This window comes from Variovorax sp. GW823-FHT04F07 (assembly GCF_058795995.1).
Genome location: NZ_JBXAIG010000010.1, coordinates 99752 through 122718, shown reverse-complemented (window position 1 = coordinate 122718; position 22967 = coordinate 99752). Strand labels below are relative to the sequence as shown.

Annotated in this window: 18 protein-coding genes; 7 read left to right on the top strand and 11 right to left on the bottom strand. The window is 69.2% G+C overall.

What is annotated here, in order from left to right; genetic code table 11:
* The first annotated feature begins 49 nt into the window (after window positions 1-49).
* On the top strand, window positions 50-331 hold the full coding sequence (locus tag AC1RAA_RS30035) for a BTH_I0359 family protein (RefSeq protein ID WP_062478455.1): 282 nt from the start codon (window positions 50-52) through the stop codon (window positions 329-331).
* Window positions 332-386: 55 nt separating this feature from the next.
* Here AC1RAA_RS30035 and AC1RAA_RS30030 read toward each other — a convergent pair whose 3' ends face one another.
* The gene (locus tag AC1RAA_RS30030) at window positions 387-1451 is read right to left on the bottom strand and encodes an AbrB family transcriptional regulator (protein WP_492732660.1); all 1065 of its coding nucleotides are present in this window, start codon (window positions 1449-1451) and stop codon (window positions 387-389) included.
* A gap of 64 nt (window positions 1452-1515) precedes the next feature.
* On the opposite strand from AC1RAA_RS30030, the gene AC1RAA_RS30025 reads away from it, so the two are divergent.
* On the top strand, window positions 1516-2334 hold the full coding sequence (locus AC1RAA_RS30025) for a ChaN family lipoprotein (RefSeq protein ID WP_492732658.1): 819 nt from the start codon (window positions 1516-1518) through the stop codon (window positions 2332-2334).
* Here the strand turns inward: AC1RAA_RS30025 and aptA are convergent.
* On the bottom strand, window positions 2318-3652 hold the full coding sequence (aptA, locus tag AC1RAA_RS30020; protein WP_492732656.1) for an omega-aminotransferase AptA: 1335 nt from the start codon (window positions 3650-3652) through the stop codon (window positions 2318-2320). The genes AC1RAA_RS30025 and aptA overlap by 17 nt on opposite strands.
* A gap of 70 nt (window positions 3653-3722) precedes the next feature.
* Here aptA and purU point away from each other — a divergent pair, with 70 nt between their 5' ends.
* Window positions 3723-4580 carry a formyltetrahydrofolate deformylase gene (gene purU, locus AC1RAA_RS30015; RefSeq protein WP_062478396.1) on the top strand — a complete coding sequence of 286 codons (858 nt, stop codon included), beginning with the start codon at window positions 3723-3725 and terminating at the stop codon, window positions 4578-4580.
* A gap of 22 nt (window positions 4581-4602) precedes the next feature.
* A complete protein-coding gene (locus AC1RAA_RS30010; protein ID WP_492732654.1) occupies window positions 4603-5850 on the top strand; it encodes a S1 family peptidase in 1248 nt (415 codons plus the stop codon).
* A 31-nt stretch (window positions 5851-5881) separates the two neighbouring features.
* Here the strand turns inward: AC1RAA_RS30010 and AC1RAA_RS30005 are convergent, their stop codons facing one another.
* The 4 genes from AC1RAA_RS30005 to AC1RAA_RS29990 form a co-directional block, all read right to left on the bottom strand.
* Window positions 5882-6256, bottom strand: a complete 375-nt coding sequence (locus AC1RAA_RS30005) for a YXWGXW repeat-containing protein (RefSeq protein WP_159279682.1) — start codon at window positions 6254-6256, stop codon at window positions 5882-5884.
* A gap of 112 nt (window positions 6257-6368) precedes the next feature.
* The gene (locus AC1RAA_RS30000) at window positions 6369-7694 is read right to left on the bottom strand and encodes a GDSL-type esterase/lipase family protein (protein ID WP_492732653.1); all 1326 of its coding nucleotides are present in this window, start codon (window positions 7692-7694) and stop codon (window positions 6369-6371) included.
* A gap of 65 nt (window positions 7695-7759) precedes the next feature.
* Entirely contained in the window at window positions 7760-11056 is a 3297-nt protein-coding gene (locus tag AC1RAA_RS29995) for a carboxyl transferase domain-containing protein (protein ID WP_492732652.1), read from the bottom strand.
* 13 nt (window positions 11057-11069) lie between these two features.
* Window positions 11070-12713 carry an AMP-binding protein gene (locus tag AC1RAA_RS29990; protein WP_492732650.1) on the bottom strand — a complete coding sequence of 548 codons (1644 nt, stop codon included), beginning with the start codon at window positions 12711-12713 and terminating at the stop codon, window positions 11070-11072.
* An 85-nt stretch (window positions 12714-12798) separates the two neighbouring features.
* Between AC1RAA_RS29990 and AC1RAA_RS29985 the strand changes: the two genes are divergently transcribed.
* The 3 genes from AC1RAA_RS29985 (at window position 12799) to AC1RAA_RS29975 (ending at window position 18193) form a co-directional block, all read left to right on the top strand.
* Complete coding sequence (locus AC1RAA_RS29985) at window positions 12799-13488, top strand: TetR/AcrR family transcriptional regulator (protein WP_492732648.1); 690 nt, start codon at window positions 12799-12801, stop codon at window positions 13486-13488.
* Window positions 13489-13521: 33 nt separating this feature from the next.
* Entirely contained in the window at window positions 13522-14781 is a 1260-nt protein-coding gene (locus tag AC1RAA_RS29980) for a branched-chain amino acid ABC transporter substrate-binding protein (RefSeq protein WP_159274664.1), read from the top strand.
* A 193-nt stretch (window positions 14782-14974) separates the two neighbouring features.
* Entirely contained in the window at window positions 14975-18193 is a 3219-nt protein-coding gene (locus AC1RAA_RS29975; RefSeq protein ID WP_492732646.1) for a bifunctional cytochrome P450/NADPH--P450 reductase, read from the top strand.
* Window positions 18194-18268: 75 nt separating this feature from the next.
* On the opposite strand, the gene AC1RAA_RS29970 is transcribed toward AC1RAA_RS29975, so the two are convergent.
* From AC1RAA_RS29970 to AC1RAA_RS29950, 5 genes are all read right to left on the bottom strand, one after another.
* The gene (locus AC1RAA_RS29970) at window positions 18269-19042 is read right to left on the bottom strand and encodes an esterase/lipase family protein (RefSeq protein ID WP_492732644.1); all 774 of its coding nucleotides are present in this window, start codon (window positions 19040-19042) and stop codon (window positions 18269-18271) included.
* Window positions 19043-19127: 85 nt separating this feature from the next.
* Window positions 19128-19763: a TetR/AcrR family transcriptional regulator gene (locus AC1RAA_RS29965; RefSeq protein WP_070063831.1), complete on the bottom strand. Its 636-nt coding sequence runs from the start codon at window positions 19761-19763 to the stop codon at window positions 19128-19130.
* Window positions 19764-19793: 30 nt separating this feature from the next.
* On the bottom strand, window positions 19794-20276 hold the full coding sequence (locus AC1RAA_RS29960; RefSeq protein ID WP_492732642.1) for a phasin family protein: 483 nt from the start codon (window positions 20274-20276) through the stop codon (window positions 19794-19796).
* Between the two features lie 86 nt (window positions 20277-20362).
* Complete coding sequence (locus tag AC1RAA_RS29955) at window positions 20363-20914, bottom strand: hypothetical protein (protein ID WP_159274669.1); 552 nt, start codon at window positions 20912-20914, stop codon at window positions 20363-20365.
* Window positions 20915-21060: 146 nt separating this feature from the next.
* A complete protein-coding gene (locus tag AC1RAA_RS29950; RefSeq protein ID WP_492732640.1) occupies window positions 21061-22767 on the bottom strand; it encodes a WS/DGAT/MGAT family O-acyltransferase in 1707 nt (568 codons plus the stop codon).
* Window positions 22768-22967: the final 200 nt, after the last annotated feature.

Genomic DNA, 22967 nt, shown 5'->3' with positions numbered 1-22967 from the left:
TTGCTATCTAACCCTCATGAACGCCATCGACATCCTCACAGGGCCCGCCATGAACATGCTTTACGACTCCGAGTCCTTCGTCGTCGTGCACGTGCAGCCGAACGACGGCGACGAGCCCAGCACGACGCCCAACGGCCCCGTGCTGGAACGCCACGGCTTCGAGATCGTGGACAAGCGATCGGGCAAAGAGGTGTACCTCGACGGCTCCTGGGCCGAACTGTTCCAGCAGCAGATCGCCGCCTGGCAGCTCAACACGCCCACGCAGGAAGAGGTCGAGGACACGCTCGAAGGCTATGCCGAGCTGGCGCACACGCCGGTGCTGGTGCACTGAGCAGCCGGCTCCGCCCGAAGGAAAAAAAGCGCCCCGCGGGGCGCTTTTTCTTTGCCTAGGCGCCCCGGCGCTCGGTCCAGCGGTACATCGGCCCCACGATCAGCAGCACCGCCACCAGCCGGCACACCTGGAAGGCCGTGACCACCGGCACGCCCAGCTGCAGCACCTTGGCCGTGATCGACATCTCGGCGATGCCGCCGGGCGAGGTGCCCAGGATCATCGTGGCCGGGTGCAGCCCGGTCGCCCCCGCCAGCAGCCAGGCCGCGCCGGCGCACAGCACCAGCATGCCGACCGTGCCCAGCGCCACCGAGCCGAGCCAGCGCGGCGCCGTGTGCAGGAACTCGCGGCTGAAGCGCACGCCCAGGCTCACGGCAATCACCAGCTGCGCGATGTTCGACAGCCAGGTCGGCACCGCCGACAGCGACTGCCCCGCGACCGTGAAGCCCATCGCCACCAGCAGCGGCCCCATGAACCACGGGTTGGTGCGGCCCAGCGCCCGCATCACGAGCCCGCCCGCGCCGGTGGCCAGCGCCAGCAGGGCCAGCCCGGCCGGGTTCACCTCGCGCACGCCGGGCGGGTTGATCTCCAGCCCGTGCAGCCCGCTCCACTGCATCGCGAACGGGATCGTCACCGTCACCACCATCAGTCGCAGGCTGTGCGCGGCGGCCACCAGGTCGGTGCGCGCACCGGCCGATTCGGCCAGCAACGTCATCTCCGAAGCCCCACCGATGGCGCCTGCGAAGTAAGTCGTGGCTCTCATGAATTTCGCCGGCACATGCGGCATGCGCACCGCATGCACGCGGTGCAGCCAGTGGCCGAACGCCCAGCCCAGCGCCAGCGCCCAGCCGATGGCCAGCAGGATCGCCCACCACACGCCGGCCACCAGCGTCACCACCTGCGGCGTGAAATACAGGCCCAGCGCGGTGCCGATGACCCACTGCCCCAGGTTGCGCAGCGGCGTGTGGCTGGCGGTCGGCTGGCCCGCGATCGAGGCCAGCGACACCGCGAACAGCGGGCCGATCATCCAGGGCAGCGGGGTGTGCAGCGCGACACAGGCGAGTGCGGCGGCCAGCGCCAGCAGCAGCGTGGCCAGCACGCGAAGGGGAAAACGAAAGGACACGGGCAGAGAAAGCAGCGGAAAAGGACGACAGCCCGGTGCAGGGCGCCGGGCATAGTATGGCGGGATGCCTCCTCGTCCTTCCCGTGCTTCCCGGTTCCTCGCGCCCCTGGTCGCCGCCGCCCTGCTCGCCGGCTGCGCCGCGCTGTCCGCCGAGGCGCCCGTCGCGCGCCGCGTGGCGGCCCTGCTGCCGGCCGATGCGCTGCTGCTCGGCGAGCAGCACGACGCCCCCGAACACCACGCGCTCGAGCGCGAGACCGTGCAGGCCCTGGCCGAGCGCGGCCAGCTCGCCGCGCTGGCGCTCGAGATGGCCGAGGACGGCCGCAGCAGCGCCCGCCTGCCCGCCACCGCCAGCGAGGCCCAGGTGCAGACCGCCCTCGGCTGGAACGAGAAGGCCTGGCCCTGGACGCGCTACGGCCCCACGGTGATGACGGCGGTGCGTGCTGGCGTGCCGGTGGTCGGCGCCAACCTGCCGCGTGCGCGCATGAAGGACGCGATGGCCGACGTCTCGCTCGACGTGCAGCTCAACGGCGAGGCCTACGCCGCGCAGCAGGAGGCCGTGCGCGAGGGCCACTGCAAGCTGCTGCCCGAATCGCAGATCGGCCCCATGACGCGCATCCAGGTCGGGCGCGACCGCGCCATGGCCCAGGCGCTGGTGAAGGCCCGGCAGCCGGGAAAGACGGTGGTGTTGATTGCCGGCGCGGGCCACGTCACCAAGGTGCTGGGCGTGCCGCAGCACCTGCCGACCGACGTGTCGGTGAAGACGGTCCACCTGCAGGCCGGCGGCCCGGCCGAGGACGACACCGACGCCTACGACGCCACCTGGCGCACGCCGGCGCTGCCGCCGGTGGACTACTGCGCGGGCGTGCTCAGGCGAACTTCCTGATCGAATCCGCCAGCGTGTTGACCAGCGTGTCGATGTGCTGCTTCTCGACGATGTAGGGCGGCGCGATCACCAGCACGTCGCCCGCGGGCCGCACCAGCGCGCCCTTGTGGAAGCAGTCGAGAAAGACCTCGTAGGCGCGCTTGCCCGGCGACCCGGCGATGGGCGCGAGCTCCACGGCCGCCGCCAGGCCCAGGCTGCGGATGCCCACCACGTTCGGCAGGCCCTTGAAGGTGCTGTGGAAGGCATCGCCCAGCACCTTGCCCATTTCGCCGGCGCGCGCGAACAGGTTTTCTTCCTTGAACAGGTCGAGCGTGGCAATGGCGGCGGCGCAGGCCACCGGATGGCCCGAGTAGGTGTAGCCGTGGAAGAACTCGACCACGTGCTCGGGCGCGTCGGTCTTCATCATCGCGTCGTAGAGCTTGTCGCGGCAGATCACGCCGCCCAGCGGAATCACGCCGTTGGTCACGCACTTGGCGAAGTTCAGCATGTCGGGCACCACGCCGAAATAGTCCGACGCGAAGTTGGTGCCCATGCGCCCGAAGCCGGTGATGACCTCGTCGAAGATCAGCAGGATGCCGTGCTTGTCGCAAATCTCGCGCAGGCGCTTCAGGTAGCCCTGCGGCGGCAGGTACCAGCCGGCCGAACCGGCCACCGGCTCCACGATGATCGCGGCCACGTTGCTCGGGTCGTGCAGCGGCAGGATGCGGGTTTCGAGCTCGACCAGCGGGTCTTCGGTCCACACCGGCTCCACGTTGTGGATGTAGGCATGGTTCACCGGGTCGTGGATGAAGCGCATGTGGTCCACGCGCGGCAGGAAGGCCGAGCCGAACACCTTGCGGTTGCCCGGGATGCCGCCCACCGACATGCCGCCGAAGCCCACGCCGTGGTAGCCCTTCTCGCGCCCGATGAACACGTTGCGGTGCCCTTCGCCGCGCGCGCGGTGGTAGGCCAGCGCCACCTTCATCGAGGTGTCGGCCGCCTCGGAGCCCGAGTTGCAGAACAGCACCTTGTTCAGGTCGCCCGGGGCCAGCGCGGCGATCATTTCGGCCGCCTTGAAGGCCTTGTCGTTGCTGACCTGGAAGGCGGTGGCGTAGTCCAGCGTGTCCAGCTGCTTCTTGATCGCCTCGTTGATCGGCTTGCGGTTGTGGCCCGCGCCCACACACCACAGCGAGGAGATGCCGTCGACCACCTTCTTGCCGTCGTGCGTGGTGAACGTCATGCCGTCGGCCGCCACGAACACCCGCGGGTCCTTCTTGAAATGGCGGTTGGGCGTGAAGGGCAACCACTGGTTGTCCATGTTGAAGTCCTGGAAGGCCATGTCTCGCTCCTGCGGTTATGTGGGGAGGGAAAATCGCGATTCTGGCACCCCTGCCACAATCCTGCCCCTGATGACGACCACTACGCCTGCCTACATCCTGAACCTCTCCTGTCCCGACCGGACGGGCATCGTGCACGCCGTGTCGGGCTTCCTGCTCGAGCGCGGCGCCAACATCGAAGAGGCCGCCCAATACAACGACCACGGCACCGGCCTGTTCTTCATGCGCGTGCGCTTCGCCTGCGGCGACCACAGCGAAGCCGTGCTGCGCGAGGAGCTGAAGGCCTTCGCCACCGGTTTCGGCATGAGCCTGCAGCTGCACGCCGCCGCCGACCCGATGAAGACCGTGATCCTGGTCAGCAAGGAAGGCCACTGCCTGAACGACCTGCTGTTCCGCTGGAAGAGCGGCCTGCTGTCGATCGACGTGCGCGCCATCATCTCGAACCACCGCGACTTCTACCAGCTGGCCGCCAGCTACAACGTGCCCTTCCACCACATCCCGGTGACGGCCGCGACCAAGGCGCAGGCCGAGGCGAAGCAGCTGGAGATCATCGAGGCCGAAGGCGCCGAACTCGTGGTGCTCGCGCGCTACATGCAGATTTTGAGCAACGACCTGTGCAAGAGCCTGGCCGGCCGCGCGATCAACATCCACCACTCGTTCCTGCCCAGCTTCAAGGGCGCCAAGCCCTACTACCAGGCACATGACCGCGGCGTGAAGCTGATCGGCGCCACCGCCCACTACGTGACGGCCGACCTCGACGAGGGCCCGATCATCGAGCAGGACGTGGCCCGCGCCGACCACACCGACACGGTCGAAGACCTCACGGCCCGCGGCCGCGACACCGAAAGCCAGGTGCTGGCCCGCGCCGTGAAGTGGCACAGCGAGCACCGCGTGCTGCTGAACGGCCACCGCACGGTCGTGTTCCGCTAACCCACTCCATCGCCGCTCCCAGATGCGCCTGCAGCTTCCGCTTTTCGCCCTTGCTGCCGCTCTGGCAGCGCCCGCCACCTTCGCCCAGGACGCCCGCGCCGGCGGCGCCCCGCTGGCGCCCGACGCGCTGTTCGCGCGCATCTCGCCCAGCGTCTGGGTCGTGCAGGCCAGCGACGCCCAGGGCAAGGTCCTGGCCACCGGCAGCGCGGTCGCCACCGGCCCGGGCACGGCCGTCACCAGCTGCAAGCTGCTGGCCAAGGCCAGCGCCGTGGCGCTGCGCCGCGACAACGTGAGCTACGGCGCCGTGCTGGAGCATCCGGACGTCGAACGCGACCTGTGCCAGCTGCGCATCGCGAACCTCGTGTCGCCGACCCTGGGCGTCGTGCCCGCGGGGGCGCTGCAGGTCGGGATGCCGCTGTACGTCATCGGATCGCCGCGCGGGCGCGAACTCACGCTCGGCATCTCCATGCTCGGCGGGGTGCGCCGCAACGCCGCGGGCGCGCTCGAGTCGCTGCAACTGGCCACGCCGACCGAGGCGGGCCTGGCCGGTGCCGGCCTGTTCGATGCGCAAGGCCGCCTCGTGGGGCTCGTCGCCGGATCGGCCCCGGCGACCCTCGCCATGCCGGCCGCATGGATCGCGGAACTGCCGACGCGCGGCCAGCGGGCCATCGAGCGCCTGGCCTCGCAGCCCGCGCCGGCCAGCGTGTCGCTGCAGCGCCCGAGCCTCGTGGAGTACCAGCTGCACGACCGCCTCACCAACACGTACCGCAAGGTGATCTACCGCGCGGACACGGCCACCACCAGTGACGACCGCCTCAGCTTCAACAACGGCGGCTGGATCGAGAAGCCGGGCGGTGAAGTGATCGGCGTCACGACGGCCGTGGCCGGCGAGTTCGACAGCGTCATGCCGCCGCGCGGCTGGGCCCGCCCGACCCTGGAACAGGACGCCGCCTGGGCCACGGAATACGACGCCACCATGGGCGGCACGCGCATCAAGATGGACCTGCGCGCCCACGTGGTGGACGACGCCGCCACGCTGCCGGTCAACGGCCGCGAGATGAAGGTGGTGAAGATCGACTACCGCGGCCACACCCAGCGCTTCGCGAACGCGGGCGCCTGGAGTGGCAACCAGTACGGGACCTACCGCGCCAGCGTGTGGTTCTCGCCGGAGCTGGGCCGCGTCGTCCGCTTCGAAGTGCAGACGCGCGGCGGTGCGAGCGGCGGCGCGTTCCAGGTCAGCGAAGTGCTCGAGCTGGTGAGCATCCGCTAGCCCCGGGCGCGCGCCGCGCGCTCTCTATCGATCAATTGCGGTACGGGTTGTCCGGACGCCGGTCCTGGCGGTTCGGCACGCCGTCGCCGTCGCGGTCCCAGCGGCCGCGGTTGTATTCCCAGCGGCCATTGTTCTCGCGCCATTCCGGCGCGCGGTAGGCATAGCCCGGGCGGGCGCGCACGTACATGCCGCGCACCCACACATGGCGACCGCCACGCCACTCATAGTGGCCCGGCGACCACACATAGCCGCGACGCGGCGGCGGCATGCGCTCGTAGCGCGGCGGGGGCGGCGGCCCCTGGATGGTGATCACCGCCTGCGCCTGCGCGGCCGTGGGAACGGCCAGGGCGCCCACCGACAGCAGCGAAGCGGCACCGATGGAAAGAGCGACTGCGAGTGTTTTCATGAGAAAGCCCCATGGTTGTTGGAGGAGCCTTCATGCTGCCGGGACCGTGTGAAGCGCCTGTAAGCGCTGCGCGAAATCTTGTGTAGAGCTGTTTCGCTGCCGCGGACGCGCTTTATTCCTGCAATTCGCGCAGGTCGATGGCCGCGGCCATGGCCGCGTGGCCGGCGCGGTTGGGATGCAGGTGATCGCCGCTGTCGAATGTCGGATTCAGCTGACGCGGCGCGGCCGGGTCGCGCAGCACGGCATCGAAATCGATCACGCCGTCCACGTCCTGGCGGCTGCGCACCCAGCGGTTCACGGCCTCGCGCATGGCCTCGTTGGCGTCGGTGGCGTAGGGCGTGTTGCCGAAGGGCGGCACGGTGCCCAGCAGCACCTTCACGCCCTTGGCGCGCGCCTGCTTCACGAGTTGCCCGAATCCGTCGGTGATGCGCTCGGCCGTGGGCACGTCATGCGGCGCGACCCCGGCGGCAGGCAGCATCGCGAACACGCTGCGACCGATGTCGTTCGTGCCGAGCAGCACGATGACATGCGTCACGCTGCTCTGGCCCAGCGCGTCGCGCGCAAAGCGCGACAGGCCGTTGGGGCCGATGCCGTCCACCAACAGCCGGTTGCCGCCGATGCCGGTGTTGATCACCGACACCGCCTGCGCGGCGTGCGGGCTGTCGCGCAGCCGCGTCGCGAGCATCTCCGGGTAGGAGCCGTTGCCCGACTCACCGCCCCCCGCAGTGATCGAATCGCCGAACGCGACCACGGTGCGCATCGGCTGCGCAGTGAGCACGTCGAGTCCGGTCACGATGTGGTTCATCGGCAGCGGCGTCGCCTTCGGCAGCCGGGGCGCCGTGACGGCGTTGCCGGCTGCCACCCAGCCCGTGTCCGCAGACAGCAGGTAGGCCGTGGCGAACGGCGTCGCACGGTCGAAGAAGAGACTGACCGCCACCGACTGCCCGGCCTCGACCGCCAGCGCCACGCCGTCGCTCCAGACCTCTGCGCCCGGCGCCACGGTGACGGTGGCACGCCCGCCGAAACGCAAGGTGCGCAACGAGGCGGGCGAGACGGCGGTCGCACCTGTGCCCAGCGCCACGGTGGCGGCGGCGATGCGCAGCGGCTCCTTGCCGAAGCGGTTGGACACGCGCACGCGCACGCGCTTGCCATCGAGCGTCGGTTGCAGCAACTGGCGCAAGGTCTGGCCCTGGAACACATGGGCACCGGGCCCGCCCATGGACGCGGTACGCGGGTTCGCGGCCAGCTCGCGGAAGTCCAGCGGCGCCACGGCCCAGCTCGCGACCCAGCGCTCCTCAACCGGCTGGCGCACGGGCTTGTCGGCCCATACCGCCTGCACACCCGCGAGCAACACCGCAAGGCCGATCACGGCCATCCAGTGTGCAGGGGAGTTGGAGGCGTCGCGCAGACGGGCGCGCCAACGGGCGAGAAGATTCATGCAAGCAAAGCGGCCGAGTGTACGGAGCCGCCTTGCCCGCGCAGGTGACGAGGTCTAAGCCTGCATTACCAAGTGTCGACGTACGCCGAGACCGCCTCGGCCGGCCGCGTCGCCGAGGCCAGGCCGCGCACCAGCCAGGTGCGCGTGTCGGCCGGGTCGATCACGGCGTCGATCTCCAGCGTCTGCGCCATGTGGATCGCTTCGCCGTTCGCGTACTGCTGCGCCACCAATTGTTTGAACAGCGCGTCGCGCTCGGCACCCTCGGGCACAGCCGCGAGTTCCTTGCGAAAGCCCAGCCGCACCGCGCCTTCGAGGCCCATCGCGCCGAACTCGCCGGTGGGCCAGGCCACGGTGAACACGGGCGCGTCGAAGCCGCCGGCGGTCATGGCCTGCGCGCCCAGGCCGTAGCCCTTGCGCAGCACCACCGCGAAGAAAGGCACGCGCAAATGCGAGGCCACCATGAACATGCGGCACACGTGGCGCACCTGCGCCTGCGCCTCGACCTCGGGCCCGACCATGAAGCCGGGCGTGTCGCACAACGACACGATCGGTAACCCGTGGGCATTGCACAGTTGCATGAAGCGTGCGGATTTGTCGGCCGCCTCCACGTCGATCGCGCCGCCCAGGTGGTGCGGGTTGTTCGCCATCAGGCCGACCGGCTTGCCCTCGATGCGTGCGAGCGCGGTGACGATGCCCGCGCCGAAGCCCGCGCGCAACTCGAGCAGCGAGCCGGTGTCGGCCACGCCGCGCATCGCGGCGCGCACGTCGTACACGCGCAGCCGGTTCTCGGGCACCACGTGGCGCAGCGTGCGCGGATCGGCGCATTGCCAGTCGCTCACCGGGCCCTGGAAATACGACAGGTACTGCTTCGCAGCCGCCACGGCTGCAGCTTCATCTTCCACCAGGATGTCGATCACGCCGTTGCGCGACTGCACGCTGCTCGGCCCGATCTGCTCGGGCGCGAAGGTGCCCAGGCCGCCGCCTTCGATCATCGCGGGGCCGCTCATGCCGATGTTGCTGCCCTTGGTGGCAATGATCACGTCGGCGCAGCCCAGCAGCGCCGCGTTGCCCGCGAAGCAGCGCCCATGCACGATGCCGACGACCGGCACCTTGCCCGACAGCGCCGCGAACTGGCTGAAGGTGTGGTTGTTCAGGCCCGCGACGATCGGCATGTCGGTGTCGCCCGGCCGTCCGCCTCCGCCCTCGGCGAACAGCACCACCGGCAGCTTGAGCTGGTGCGCCACCGCGAGCAGCCGGTCGGTCTTGTGGTGGTTGCGCATGCCCTGCGTGCCGGCCAGCACGGTGTAGTCGTAGGCCAGCACGGCGCAGCGCGACTTCTCGGGGCCGAACTGCTTCGCGTTGACACTGCCCAGCCCGGTCACCATGCCGTCGGCCGGCGTGTTGGCGATGAGGTCTTCGAGCGAGCGGCGGCGCGTCTGCGCGGCGATGGCGAGCGCGCCGTACTCGATGAAGTTGCCCGGGTCGCCGGCCATGTCGCACAGGTCGGCGATGTTCTCGCGCGCGGTGCGCCCGCCCTGCGCATGGCGCTTGTCGACGGCCGCCTTGCGGTTCGCATCGAGCGTGGGCGCATGGCGGTCGATGACCTTCTGCAGATCGGGGCGAATCGCGTCGAGATCGTGCGCGACACGCGCCTGCGCTTCGACGCCCTGCGCATCGACGGCCTCCAGCCGCACCAGCGACTGGCCTTCGACGAGGTAGTCGCCGGGCGCGGCCAGCAGCGCCAGCACACGGCCGGCCACGGGCGCGTGCAGCAGGTGCTCCATCTTCATGGCCTCGAGCACGCCCAGCTGCGCGCCGGCGGGCAGCACGTCGCCCACCGCGACCTCGAACTGCACCAGCTTCGCGGGCATCGGCGCCTTGACGGTGAGGCCGTCGTCGTCTTCTTCGTCCGGCGCCGGTGCGCTCGTGGCGGCGGGTGCGGTCACCTTCTTCGTGTGCTTCTCGAACGCCTTCGCGTCCGCGAGCAGATCGCCCAGGTGCGCTTCCACGAAGCGCGTGTGCACCGCCTGCGTCGCGAACTCGGGCCGCGCGGCAATGGCGCACAGCAGCGGCAGGTTGGTGGCGATGCCGTCGATATGGCATTCGTCGAGCGCGCGCAGCGAGCGGCGCAGCGCGTCCGCGAAACGCGGCGACGGTGAATGCACGATGAGCTTGGCCAGCAGCGTGTCGTAGTGCGGCGAAGGTGCGAGGCCCGCGTAGCCGTGCGTGTCGACGCGCACGCCGGGGCCGGCGGGCAGGTCGAAGCGCGCGAGCGTGCCGCCCGCGGGGCGTGCGTTGCCTTGCGCATCGAGCGTCTCGGCGTTGATGCGCCACTGCACCGCGAAGCCGCGTTGCGGCGCCATGCGGCCGGCCTCCACGCCGAGCGCGTCCAGCGTGTCGCCCGACGCGACGGCGATCTGCAGCTGCACGAGGTCCAGCCCCGTCACCGCCTCGGTCACCGTGTGCTCGACCTGCAGGCGCGGGTTCGCCTCGATGAAGACGAAAGGCAGGGTGGTCGACGCGGCATCCACCAGGAATTCAAAGGTGCCGAGGCCGCGATAGCCCACGGCCTTGGCCATGCGCAGCGCGGCCTGCGTGACCTGTGCGCGCAGCGGCTCGGGCAGCGAGGGGCTGGGCGCGATTTCGACCAGCTTCTGGAAGCGGCGCTGCAGCGTGCACTCGCGCTCGCCGAGGCTGGCCACGGCGCTGCCGTCGCCGAGCACCTGCACCTCGATGTGCCGCGCGTTGCGCATCAGGCGCTCGACGTACACGCCCTCGATGCCGAACGCCGCCTTGGCTTCGGACATGCAGCGCGCGTGCGCCTCGGGCAGCTCGTCGGCCGTGAGCACCGCGCGCATGCCGCGCCCGCCGCCACCGCCGATGGCCTTGACCATCACACCCGCGCCCTGCGCGTGCTGCTCGGCGAAGAAGGCCTGCGCCTGCGCGAGCGTCACCGCGCCCGCGCTGCCGGGCATCACGGGCACGTCGCACTGCGCGGCCAGTTCGCGGGCGCGGGCCTTGTCGCCGAACAGGCCCAGCTGCTCGGGCGTGGGGCCGATGAAGACCAGGCCCGCGTCTGCGCAGGCCTGTGCGAAGTCGGCACGTTCGCTGAGGAAACCGTAGCCGGGATGCACCGCATCGCAGCCTTGCGCCTTCGCCACCGCGATCAACGCGGCCACGTCGAGGTAGGCCGAAGGGCCGGTCGCGTCGAGCGCCACCGCCACGTCGGCCAGCTGCACATGCAGCGCGGCGGCATCGTCGCGCGCATGCACCGCCACGCTGGCGATGCCCAGGTCGCGCAGCGCACGCACCAGGCGCACGGCGATCTCGCCGCGGTTGGCAATCAGAACTTTGGAAAACACGCGAGGAAGCCTTTCAGGTCTTGTCTTTGAGCAGGCGGCGCAGCACCTTGCCCGCGCCCGTGGTGGGCAATGCATCGATGAAGCTCACGGCGCGCGGCGCCTTGTAGCTCGCCATGTTCTCGCGCGCCCAGGCCACGAGCGCGTCGGCCTCGAGCGCGGCGCCGGGCTTGCGCACGATGAAGGCCTTCACGACCTCGCCCTTCTCGGGGTCGGGCTGCGCGATGACCGCCGCCTGCGCCACCGCCGGGTGCTTGATGAGGATGGTCTCGACCTCTTCGGGGAACACGCTGTAGCCCGAGACCTTGATCATTTCCTTGAAGCGGCCGATGAAGGTGAGGTAGCCGTCGGCGTCGAGCTTGCCCATGTCGCCCGTGTGCACCCAGCCGTTGCGCAAGGTGGCGGCCGTGGCCTCGGGCTTGTTCCAGTAGCCCTTGAACGAGCCGGCGCTGGTGAGCACGATCTCGCCGACCTCGCCCGTGGGCATGTCGGCCTGCGTGTCGGTGTCGATGATGCGGATGGTCACGCCCGGCACCGGCACGCCCTGCGTGCCCCAACGCGGCGCCACGTGGGGCGTGTAGGTGTCGCAGGTGTGGGTTTCGCTCAGGCCGTAGGCGGCCTCGAACGAGCTGCAGTGGTTGGCGTGCGAGCGCCACTGCGCGGCCAGCGGTTCGGTGAAGGCGATGCCGAAGCTGGTCACCGGGTTCATCTTCAGGCTCGACAGGTCGAAGCGGGCGATGTCGGGCACCTGCATGCAGGCCACGTTCATCGGCGCGATGCTGTACCACCAGCTCACTTTGTAAGCGGCAATGGCCTGCAGCACGGCGCGCGGATCGAAGCGGTGCATCAGCACCGAGGCGGCGCCGCTGAGCACGGGCACGTTGACGCCCATGAGCATGCCGGCGATGTGATACAGCGGCGCGATCGACAGCAGCACGTCGCCAGGCCCCACGCCGTTGCAGTCGGCCGCGGCGCGCGTCTTAAAGAGCGCGTTGCCGTAGCTGAGCATCGCGCCCTTGGGCAGGCCGGTGGTGCCCGAGGTGTAGGTCATGAGCGCGATGTCGTCCATGTCGATGGCGACGGGCTGCGGCGTGGCGCCGCTGCGCATCACGGTGAGAAAGTCTTCGCAGCCTTCGGGCACGGTGCGCTCGGCCGTGCGCTCGGCGGCCAGTTCGGCCGGCAGGTCGAGCGTGGGCTCGGCGGGCAGCAGGTCGGCGTAGTGCACCACGAACACATGCGCGAGTGCGCTCTCGGCCTGCACCTTGCGCACCACCGGCACCAGCGGCGCAGCCGCGACGATCACGCGCGCCTTCAGGTCGTTGACCTGGTAGGCCAGCTCGTGCTCCTTGTTGAGCGGGCCGCTCGGGCAGACGATGGCGCCGATCTTCTGGATGCCGAAGTGCGCCACCAGGTACTGCGGGCAGTTGTTGAGGAACAGCACCACGGGTTCGCCCTTGGCCACGCCCAGTGCCTGCAGGCGCGCGGCGAAGGCGTCGCTCGCGCGGTCGAGCTCGGCCCAGCTCAGGGCCTGGCCGTACCAGAGGCAGGCGGTGGCGTCGCCGCGCGTGCGTGCGTGGTCGCGCAGGTAGGCGTGCAGGGGCTGCTGCACGCGCGGCGGCAGTTCCTTCAAGCGTTGCGGGGTGGCGGGCGTTGTCTCCATGGCGTCACTTTCTCAGGGTTATCGATAGCCGCCTGCGCATGGCCGGCGCTTGCCAATGCGGTATGGTGCACGAACAATCCTACCCATGGGTATAACTTCCGCGACACCGAACAAACCCTCTGCCACGCACACGGCGCTGGCGGCGCAGCCGCACCTGCCGCAGGGCACGGGCCGCCAGCGCGCGGCCACGCAGGGCACCGACCTGCAGCGCGAGCGCATCCTGCAGGCGGCGGCGCAGCTGTTTGCCGCGCAGGGCTACGCCAACACGACCATGGCGCAGATCGTGCGCGAGCTGGGCGTGACCAAGCCCTTCGTGTACTACTACTTCCGCGACAAGCAGGAGATCTTCGAGACGCTGTCGTGGCGCCCCGCCGTCGACTGCTTCACCGCGCTCGACTTCGCCGCCGCCGACCCGCGCCGCGCGAGCGAGAAGGTGATGGAAGGCATCGAGGGGCTGATCCGCGCCACCATCGCGCACCACCCGGTGGCCTTCTTCGCGTACCGCGAGCCGCAGGTGTACCGCCCCGAATACCTCGAAGCGCAGAAGAAGCTCGCACATCACTTCTATGACCTGCTGTGCCCGCTGCTCGAAGAAGCCCGGCGCGACGGCGACCTCGACTTCGACGAGACCAAGATCACCGCGCTCGCGGCCTGCAGCCTGCCGGGCTTTCTCTACAGCTGGTACCGCCCCAACGGGCGCCTCTCGCCCGACGAGGTGGTGGCACAGCTCACGAAGCTGGCCAGCCGCGTGATCGGGCTGCGCGCGAAGAACTGATTCCGTCTTTCACACACCCTCCGGAGACACTTCATGAAGCTCACGCATGCGCCTTTGGCGCGGATCGCCCTTGCCTCTCTGTTTGCCATCGCCGGCACGGCAGCGCAGGCCCAGCAGCCGACCTACAAGATCGCCTACATCGATCCGCTGTCGGGGCCGTTTGCCAACGTGGGCGAGCTGATGTTGATGCACACGCAGTACGCCATCGAGGACATCAACGCCAAGGGCGGCGTGCTCGGCGGCATGAAGCTGCAACTGCTGCAGTTCGACAGCAAGCTCTCGGCGCAGGAAAGCCAGAGCGCGCTGCAGGCGGCCATCGACCAGGGCGCCAAGGCGATCGTCACGGGCGGCTCGGGCTCGTCGGTGGTGACGGCGCTGGTGCTGGCCGTGGCGCGCTGGAACCAGCGCAACCCGGGCAAGGAACTGATCGTGCTGAACCACTCCTCGATCGACCCCGAGATGACCGGCAAGGGCTGCAGCTTCTGGCACTTCCAGACCGAGGCCAACACGGCGATGAAGATGAAGGCGCTGGCCAACTACATCAAGAAGACGCCGGACGTGAAGAAGGTCTACCTGCTGAACCAGGACTATGCCCACGGCAAGCAGTGGGCCAGCTACGGCCGCCAGCTGGTGGGCCTGGCGCGCCCCGACATCCAGTTCGTCGGCGAGACGCTGCACCCCATCGGCCGCGTGAAGGACTTCGCGCCCTACATCGCCAACATCAAGCAAAGCGGCGCCGACTCGGTCATCACCGGCAACTGGGGCCAGGACATGACGCTGCTGCAGAAGGCCGCGGGCGACGCGGGCTACAACCTGCGCTACTTCAACCACAGCGCGGGCTCGGTGCCCGGCACCGTCACGGCCGTGTCGCAGGCGAAGACGGGGCAGCTCACCTGGGTGGCCGAATGGCACCCGGGCCAGGCCGACACGCCGAAGGTCGACGCGCTGGCCAAGGCCTACAAGGCCAAGACGGGCAAGGACTTCCTCGCGCCGCGCATCGACCTGACGCCGCGCCTGCTGGCCGCCGCCATCGCCAAGGCCGGCAGCGCCGACACGGTGAAGGTGGCGCGCGCCCTCGAAGACCTGAGCTTCGACTCGGTGGTGGGCCCGGTGCGCATGCGCGGCGAAGACCACCAGCTGCTGCTGCCGCAGGTGGTGAACACCATCGCGCCGGTGGACGGCAAGGCGGTGAAGACGGGCTGGGAAGGCACCAACTACGGCTTCCGCACCGATGCGGTCTATACCGGGAACGAGCTGGCGCAAGGCACCGACTGCAAGATGGTCCGACCCTGACTGAGTTCTTTCGGGGGACCTGCCCGGGCCACTGTGAATAGCGATCACGCTGACGGCGTGATCGCCCCCTGCGCCGCGTCATTGTTTCCTAGGGAAACCCCGTCCTGCCCACCCCCTGTGCCATCGGGATACTCCGGATTCGCATCCCGGACATCCGAAGCGGGTCCATACCGAAGGCACAACAAGGTACACCATGGCAGGAAAGAACTCGCTCCATCCGATCCCCCATCCGGCGAAGAAACCCTTCGTCGGCAATCTGCTGTCCATCGGCTCCGACTCGCCGGTGCTCGACATGTGGAAGATCGCGCAGGACCTCGGCGGCATCTACTGGCTCGACATGCCGGGCATGCCGGTGATCGTGGTGTCGTCGCCCGCGCTGGTCGACGAGCTGTGCGAAGAGCCGCGCTTCGACAAGAGCACGCGCGGCGCGCTGCGCCGGCTGCGCGCCGCGTCGCACGGCCTCTTCACCTCCGACACGCACGAGGAGACGTGGTCCAAGCCGCACAACATCCTCTTGGCCAACTTCAGCCAGCGCGCGATGCAGGCCTACCACCCGATGATGCTGGACATCGCAGGGCAACTGGTCACCAAGTGGGAGCGCCTCAATTTCGATGAAGAGGTGGACGTGGTGCGCGACATGACCGCGCTCACGCTCGACACCATCGGCCTGTGCGGCTTCGGCTACCGCTTCAACTCGTTCTACCGCGAGGGCTTCCATCCTTTCGTCGATGCGATGGTGCGCACGCTGGAGACGGTGCAGAACCGGCGCGGCATTCCGCTCGAGGAGCTGATGCTCAAGAAGGAGCTGGCGCAGCAGCGCAAGGACATCCGCTACATGCACAAGATGGTGGAAGACATCATCGAGGAGCGGCGCACGAGCGGCGCCGACATCGCCACCAAGCCCGACCTGCTGAGCTACATGATCGCGGGCGTGGACAAGAAGAGCGGCGAGAAGCTCACCGACAAGATGATCCGCGACGAGTGCATCGAATTCCTCATCGCGGGCCACGAGACCACCAGCGGCCTGCTGTCGTTCGCCATCTACTTCCTGCTGAACAACCCCGAGGCGATGGCCAAGGCGCAGGCCGAGGTCGACAGCGTGTTCGGCGGCGACACCACGCAAAAGCCCACCTACGCGCAGGTCAACCGGCTGCAGTACGTGATGCAGGTGCTGAAGGAATCGCTGCGCCTGTACCCGACCGCGCCGGCGATCTCGATGCGCGCGAAGGAAGACACGAAGATCGGCGGCCAGTACACGATCAAGAAGAACAACATGGTCATCATGCATGCGCTCGCGCTGCACCGTGACAAGGGCATCTGGGGCGAGGATGCCGACCAGTTCAACCCCGACCACTTCAGCCGCGAGGCCGAGCGCGAGCGGCCCGTGAACGCCTTCAAGCCCTTCGGCAACGGCCAGCGCGCCTGCATCGGGCGGCAGTTCGCCCTGCAGGAGGCGGTGCTCACGCTGGGCATGATCCTGCAGCGCTTCAACCTCGTCGATCACACGGGCTACAAGCTCAAGATCAAGGAAGCGCTGACGATCAAGCCCGAGAACTTCAAGATCAAGGCGCTGCTGCGCGACCCGGCCTCGCGCCCGCGCGGCACCGTGGAGGCGGCGGCCGCGCCCGACACGCCGGCCAAGCCCGCCGCGCGCAAGCCGCAGGCCGCGCGCCACGGCACCTCGCTGCTGGTGCTGCAGGGCTCCAACCTCGGCACCGCCGAAGACCTGGCGCGCCAGCTGGCCGAGGCCGGCGAGCTGCGCGGCTTCTCGACCCAGCTGGCCTCGCTCGACGACTACGCCGAGCGGCTGCCGGCCAGCGGCGCGGTGGCGATCGTCTGCGCCTCGTACAACGGCGTGGCGCCCGACAACGCGGCCGAGTTCCACCGCTGGCTCGACAAGGCCGACGACTCGCTCAACGGCGTGCGCTTCAGCGTCTTCGGCTGCGGCAACACCGACTGGGCCGCCACCTACCAGGCGGTGCCGCGCCGCATCGACGAACGGCTCGAGGCGCTGGGCGCCGACCGCGTGCACGAGCGCGGCGAAGGCGATGCGCGCGAGGACATGGACGGCGCCTTCCAGGACTGGAGCGACGCGCTGTGGCCCGCGCTGGTGAAGACCTTCGACATCAAGAACGGCGCCGACACGCCGGCCGAGGCCGAGCCGCTGTACACGCTCGAAGAGCTGCCGCCGCCGCAGAAGAACGCGCTGGTCGATGCGCTGGGCGCGGTGCCGCTGCGCGTGATCGAGAACCGCGAACTGCAAAGCGCCGGCGCCAACGGCGAGGCCGGACGCTCCACGCGCCACGTCGAGCTGATGCTGCCCGAAGGCGTGAACTACGTGCCCGGCGACCACCTGAGCGTGGTGCCGCGCAACAGCCCCGCGCAGGTCGAGCGCGCGATGGCGCGCTTCGGCTTCGACCGCTCGGCGCACGTGCGCCTGTCGGCGGTGCCGGGGCGCAAGGCGGCGCTGCCGGTGGACCAGGTCATCGCCGTCGATCGCCTGCTGGGCGACTACGTCGAGCTGCAGGACGTGGCCACGCGCAAGCAGATCGCCACGCTCGCCGCGCACACCGAGTGCCCGTTCACCAAGCCCAAGCTGCAGGCGCTCTCGGGCAGCGACGAGGCCTCGCAGGCCGCGTACAAGGCCGAGGTGCTGCACAAGCGCAAGTCGCTGCTGGAGCTGCTCGAAGAGCACCGCGCCTGCCAGGTGCCGTTCTCGGTGTTCCTGGAAATGCTGTCGCCGCTGTCGCCGCGCTACTACTCGATCTCCTCGTCACCGACGATGACGCCGGGGCGCTGCAGCGTGACGGTGGGCGTGGTGAGTGCGCCCGCGATGTCGGGCAACGGCACCTTCGAGGGCGTGTGCTCCAACTTCCTGGCGCGCGCCGAGGCCGGCGACACGGTGCACGGCGTGATCCGCGAGACCACGGCCGAGGGCTTCCGGCTGCCGGAGGACGCCAACCGGCCGCTCATCATGGTCGGCCCGGGCACCGGCCTGGCGCCGTTTCGCGGCTTCCTGCAGGCGCGCGCGTCGCAGGTCGAACGCGGCGAGGCGCTGGGCGAGGCGATGCTGTTCTTCGGTTGCCGCCATCCCGAGCAGGACTTCATCTACGCCGAAGAGCTGCAGGCCTGGTCGCACCGCGGCCTGATGAAGTTGCACACGGCCTTCTCTCGCGCCGGCGACCGCAAGGTCTACGTGCAGGACCTGATCCGCGAACAGGGCGCTGCCGTGTGGAAGCTGCTCGAAGCCGGCGCCGTGGTGTATGTGTGCGGCGACGGCTCGCGCATGGAGCCCGACGTGCGTCGCACGCTCAGCGACCTTGCGCGCGAGCATGGGCAGGACAGCGCGGCGTGGATGGACAGGATGATTGCCGAGCAGCGCTACGTGCTCGACGTGTGGGCCGGGGCCTGAAGAGCCCACTCTGGAGCCCCAAAGAAGAAGACCGGCATTCGCCGGTCTTTTTTCTTGGGGAGTGTTCGCCTCGGATCAGACGTTGCGGTCCGGGTCCGGATACACCAGCGGCCCAAGCATGCCGCGGTTGAACGGCTTCCATTCGCCCTCGGGCTGCGCCAGCCGGTCGGCCACCGCATAGAGCACGGCCGGGTGCGCGCCGAGCCCCAGGTGGCTCGCCACCACCTCGATGTTCTCCGACTGCGGGCCGGTCCTCTCGAGGCTGCAGCGCCATGCGACGACACCGTCGGTGCGGCTGAAGATCGAGGTCGTGGGCACGGGCGGCGTGGGTTCGACGAACTTCATGCGGCGCGGGTCGTGCGAGCTCTGGCCGCTCACGCCTTCGTACACGCGCCAGGCGTTGGTGGCGCGCGGGCTGCCCGAGAACGGGCTGCCCAGCGTGATCACGTTGCGGATGAGGTCCTTCTGCGCCGAGGCCAAGAGCCGCGCGTACACGCCGCCCAGGCTCCAGCCGATCACGCTGACCTTCTGGCCGCTTTTGTCGGCCAGGGTCTTGAGCAGGTCGACCATGCCGTCCTCGACGCCGGCGCGCGGGCCCAGGTTGCGGCCCTGGCCCCAGCCGTGCGCGTCGTAGCCGCGGCTGCACAGGTAGCGGCGCAGCAGCAGCGTGGACATGTCGCTGGCCACCAGGCCCGGCAGCACGAGCACGGGGTGCCCGTCGCCGCGCGGCGCGAGCTGCAGCAGCGGCCACATGGCGAGGCCGGCGCCGGTTTCCCAGAGGGCGCGCGCTTCGGCCAGCAAGAGCAGGCGCGACGGCGGTGCGATGGGTTCGTGGGTGGCGGTGGTCATGATGGCGGCTTCCTTTCTGTTTCTTTCTTCTGTAGGACGACGATGGGGGTGCGAAGTTGCATGCCCCGTCGGACGACGACTTCATTTATCCGAGGTATTTGCCCCTCAGGTAATCAAGATAAGCCCTCGATTCGCTGGAAACATACGGAGAAACCAGCGTGAGTGTGTAGAAAGCCGCCAAACCGGGATCGGCCTGCGCCAGCGCGTCGCGCCCCGGCACCAGCCGCTCGAACGAGAGCCAGCAGGTGGTGGTGAAGACCATCTGCAGCGCGAGGATGCGCGCCTGCTCGGCGCTGGTCTCGATCACGCCCGAGGCCACCAGCCCTTCGCACAGCGTCTGGGCCGCCAGCAGGTTCTGCGCGGTCATGGCCTGGGCGCGCTGCCCCAGGGCCGGGTACTCGCTGGCCAGGAAGGCCATGTCGCGGTAGATGAAGCGGTACTCGTCGATGGCCTCGAAGCGCAGGTGCAGCGCCAGCCACAGGTCGTCGATGGCGGCAATGGACGCCGACGAGCCGTTGAGCACCTCGAGCCGCTGCTCGAAGCGCCGGAACAGCCATTCGACGATCAGCTGCTTGGCCTTGAAGTGGTAGTGCAGGTTGCCCGGGCTCATGCCGAGCTCGGCCGCGATCTTGTGCGTGGACACGGCCGGAAGACCTTCCGCGTTGAACAGCGCAAGGCTGGTCTGCAGGATGCGATCGCGCGTGGTGTTGGAGCTGGCCACAAGCGGCGTGTTGCGTGCGTTGTGTGCCGCTCAGCGCTTGCCGCCGGCGCTGCTTGAACTGGCGCGTGGGCCGGACGGTTTCTCGAGTGTCGCGAGGCGTTCGCGCAACTGCGCCACCTCGTCGCGCAGGGCCTGCACCTCGTCGGCGCTGGGCATGCCCAGGCGTTGCAGGGCGGTGGCGACACGCTGGTCGAACACGTCCTCGAACTTGCGGATGCCGAAGGTGTCCAGGCTGGGGAAGCCGCGCGTCAGCGCCGCCTTGGCACCGGCCGCGTCGGCCTTGCCGTGCCCGATGCCGAGCAGGCCTTCGATCACGTTGGCCTGGCGCTTGGCGACGTCGTTGCGCACGTTGTCCAACGCCTTGAGGCCGGCGCGCAGCAGCGCTTCGGCCTTGTTGGTGCCGGCCGCAGCAGTGTCTGCGGGCGGTGCTTTCGCAGCCGGCGCCGCCTTACGGGGCGCGGCCTTCTTCTTCGCCGCCGGAGCCTTCTTCGCAGGCGCCGCCCTCTTCTTCAACTTTGCAGTGTCATCGGGACGGGTCGCCATGCGGTGGGTGCTCCAGGGGCGTAAGGAATGAAAAGGGCGCGGTCAGCGCCCCGGGATCAGGCCGCCTTGCGGGCAGCGCGGCGAACCGGCTTCTTGGCCGCAGCGACCTTGGCCTTCACGGTGCGCACGGGGGCGGCTTCTTCGGTGCCGCTCACACGGGCTTCGATCTGCTTGGTGCCGGCGACGATGCGGTCAGCGATTTGCACCGACACGGTGGCGAAGGGCTGGTTCACGGCCGACAGGGCGTTCAGCACGGTGGTGGCAGCGGGCGATTCGATCTGGGCGACGCGGTTGGCGACGGTTTCGATGCCGCTGGTGGTGCCGGCAGCGACGCGGTCCATCGCGTTCACGATGCGGCTGGTGTCGATGTCCAGGCGGTTGGACAGGAAACCATGCACCTTCTCTTGCGCGCCGATCAGGTTGGCCTTGATCTGCTCGCTCACCATCGGGATCTGGCGGTTGCCCAGGAATTCGCTGTAGCGCGAAGCGGCACCGCCCAGCAGGCGTTGCACGCCGGTGCGGTAGGCACCGACCAGGGTCTTGCCGGCGTCGTTGTACTGGCCGACGACGTGGATGGCGGCGGAAGCGATGTTGGTTTGCGTGGACATGTGAGATTTCCTTGAAGTTGAATGGCTCGCGGGGAATCGCGATGGGCCAATCATCTTCCGCAGGGCCTAGGCCTGGAAAACTAGAACGGTCGGAAAACTAGTCCAACTGCCCCAATTTTTTGTCCAGGCCGGGCCGGCCCTGTCGATCATGCCGCAGCGGCGCGCGGCGATGCGGCGGCCTTGCGGGCCGCGGGCCGGGGTGCGGCCTTCTTCGCCGCCGCCTTCTTCGCAGGGGCTTTCTTCGCTGCCGCCTTGACCGGCGCGGCCTTGGCCGGGGCCTTCTGCGCCGTCTTCTTGGCGGCGACGGCCTTCACCGGCGCCTTCTTGCGCGCGGCCGGCTTGCGGGCCGGTGCAGCGGCCTGGGTCTCTTCGTCGGCTTCCGGCGCGGGAGCGGCCACGGGCTTGGGCGGTGTGGCCGGCGCGCCGGAGACGGCCGGGTGCTTCTGCGTCAGCTCCATCAGCAGCTTGTGCTCGGCCAGCAGGTAGTCGCCGATCTCGGTGATGTCGGGCACGGCACGGCGGCAGGCGATCAGGCCGTAGTCCATGCGACCGTTGTAGCTTTGCACGGTGACGTTGAGCGCGGTGCCGTGGCTGGCGATCGACACCGGGTAGTAGCAGGTGACCAGCGCCCCCGCGAAGTACATCGGAAACGGCGCGCCCGCCACGTTCGAGACGGCCACGTTGGCCGCCGGTGGCAGCAGGTTGACGATGCCCGAGCGTCCCACCATCGACGCAATGCCCGACACCAGCCACGGCGCGGCGAAGGTCGGGAAGTCGTCCAGGATCACGGCCTTGAAGCGGTTCATCGTCGACTTCGAGGAGTTCGACGAGGCGTTGATCGCCTTCAGCCGCTGCAGCGGATCGGTGATGTCGGTGGCCAGGCTCACGAGGATCATGCTGGCCTGGTTGTTGGCCGTCTGGTCGCCGGCCTCGCGCAGGCTCACGGGCACGCCGGCCACCAGCGGCTTGGCCGGCAGCTCGTTGTTGTCGGCCAGGTAGTGGCGCAGCGCGCCGGCCACGGTGGCCAGCACCACGTCGTTGAGCGACACGCCGAAGTGCTTGGCGATGTACTTGGTCTCGGCCAGCGAGATGGTGCGCCCGGCGAAGGTGCGCTGGTTGGTGATCGACACGTTCAGCGAGGTGCGCGGCGCGAAGAGGTTGAACTTCTTCGGCGCGGTGGCGGCCGCCTTGTCGGCCGCCTTCTCGTCGGGCTGGGCCAGGCCGCCGATGGCGCGCGCGATGGCCGGCGCCATCTTGAAGAGCTTCACGTACTGCTGCGCCGTGTTGCGCAGCGCCGCTGTGGCGAGCTCGGCCATGCCCAGCTGGTAGCCGTTGCTGCGCGGGCGCGCACGCGGCGGCTTGATCACGCGGCCCGTGGCCTCGAGGTCGAAGATGGCCTTGCCCAGCTCGACGCCGGCCTGCCCGTCGATGCCCGCGTGGTGCACCTTGGTGTACAGCGCTACCTGGCCGCTCTTGAGGCCGTCGATGATGAAGAACTCCCACATCGGCCGGCTGCGGTCCATCAGCGTGGAGTGCAGCCGTGCCACGTACTGCTGCAGCTGGCGGTTGGTGCCGGGCTTGGGCAGCGTGATGTGGCGCACGTGGTAGTCGAGGTCGATGTCGTCGTCCTCGACCCACACCGGATTGGTCATGTCGAAGGGCATCAGCGCGAGCTTGCGCGTGAACACGTCGGCCAGGTGGATGCGGCTGGCCATGAAGGCCTTGGCGTCTTCGTAGAAGTCGCCCTTGTAGCCCTTGGGCAGGTCCAGCACGTTGAGCGAACCCACGTGCATCGGCATCTCGGGGGTTTCCAGGTGCAGGAAGGTGGCATCAAGACCGCTCAGGTGTTTCATGTGTGGTTCTCCTCGTTGGGGCATGCGCCGTCCGGCAGGATACCGTGGGCATCGCGTTCGTGGGCCTTCGCTTCTTCAGTGTTTCCACCGGGGGAAGGCACGCCCGGGACAGGGGTTTGCCCCAAGGATGGCCGGGGCGCGCGTCCACATGTAATGAAAAAATCGACGCGCCTCGAATGCAGCAACAACTGCTCACAGGC

Bases quoted from the DNA above. Each gene is read 5' to 3' on its own strand.
- AC1RAA_RS30035 (WP_062478455.1), top strand. From the start codon at position 50: ATGAACATGCTTTACGACTCCGAGTCCTTCGTCGTCGTGCACGTGCAG.
- AC1RAA_RS30025 (WP_492732658.1), top strand. From the start codon at position 1,516: ATGCCTCCTCGTCCTTCCCGTGCTTCCCGGTTCCTCGCGCCCCTGGTC.
- aptA (WP_492732656.1), bottom strand. From the start codon at position 3,652: ATGGCCTTCCAGGACTTCAACATGGACAACCAGTGGTTGCCCTTCACG.
- purU (WP_062478396.1), top strand. From the start codon at position 3,723: ATGACGACCACTACGCCTGCCTACATCCTGAACCTCTCCTGTCCCGAC.
- AC1RAA_RS30010 (WP_492732654.1), top strand. From the start codon at position 4,603: ATGCGCCTGCAGCTTCCGCTTTTCGCCCTTGCTGCCGCTCTGGCAGCG.
- AC1RAA_RS30005 (WP_159279682.1), bottom strand. From the start codon at position 6,256: ATGAAAACACTCGCAGTCGCTCTTTCCATCGGTGCCGCTTCGCTGCTG.
- AC1RAA_RS30000 (WP_492732653.1), bottom strand. From the start codon at position 7,694: ATGAATCTTCTCGCCCGTTGGCGCGCCCGTCTGCGCGACGCCTCCAAC.
- AC1RAA_RS29990 (WP_492732650.1), bottom strand. From the start codon at position 12,713: ATGGAGACAACGCCCGCCACCCCGCAACGCTTGAAGGAACTGCCGCCG.
- AC1RAA_RS29985 (WP_492732648.1), top strand. From the start codon at position 12,799: ATGGGTATAACTTCCGCGACACCGAACAAACCCTCTGCCACGCACACG.
- AC1RAA_RS29980 (WP_159274664.1), top strand. From the start codon at position 13,522: ATGAAGCTCACGCATGCGCCTTTGGCGCGGATCGCCCTTGCCTCTCTG.
- AC1RAA_RS29975 (WP_492732646.1), top strand. From the start codon at position 14,975: ATGGCAGGAAAGAACTCGCTCCATCCGATCCCCCATCCGGCGAAGAAA.
- AC1RAA_RS29970 (WP_492732644.1), bottom strand. From the start codon at position 19,042: ATGACCACCGCCACCCACGAACCCATCGCACCGCCGTCGCGCCTGCTC.
- AC1RAA_RS29955 (WP_159274669.1), bottom strand. From the start codon at position 20,914: ATGTCCACGCAAACCAACATCGCTTCCGCCGCCATCCACGTCGTCGGC.
- AC1RAA_RS29950 (WP_492732640.1), bottom strand. From the start codon at position 22,767: ATGAAACACCTGAGCGGTCTTGATGCCACCTTCCTGCACCTGGAAACC.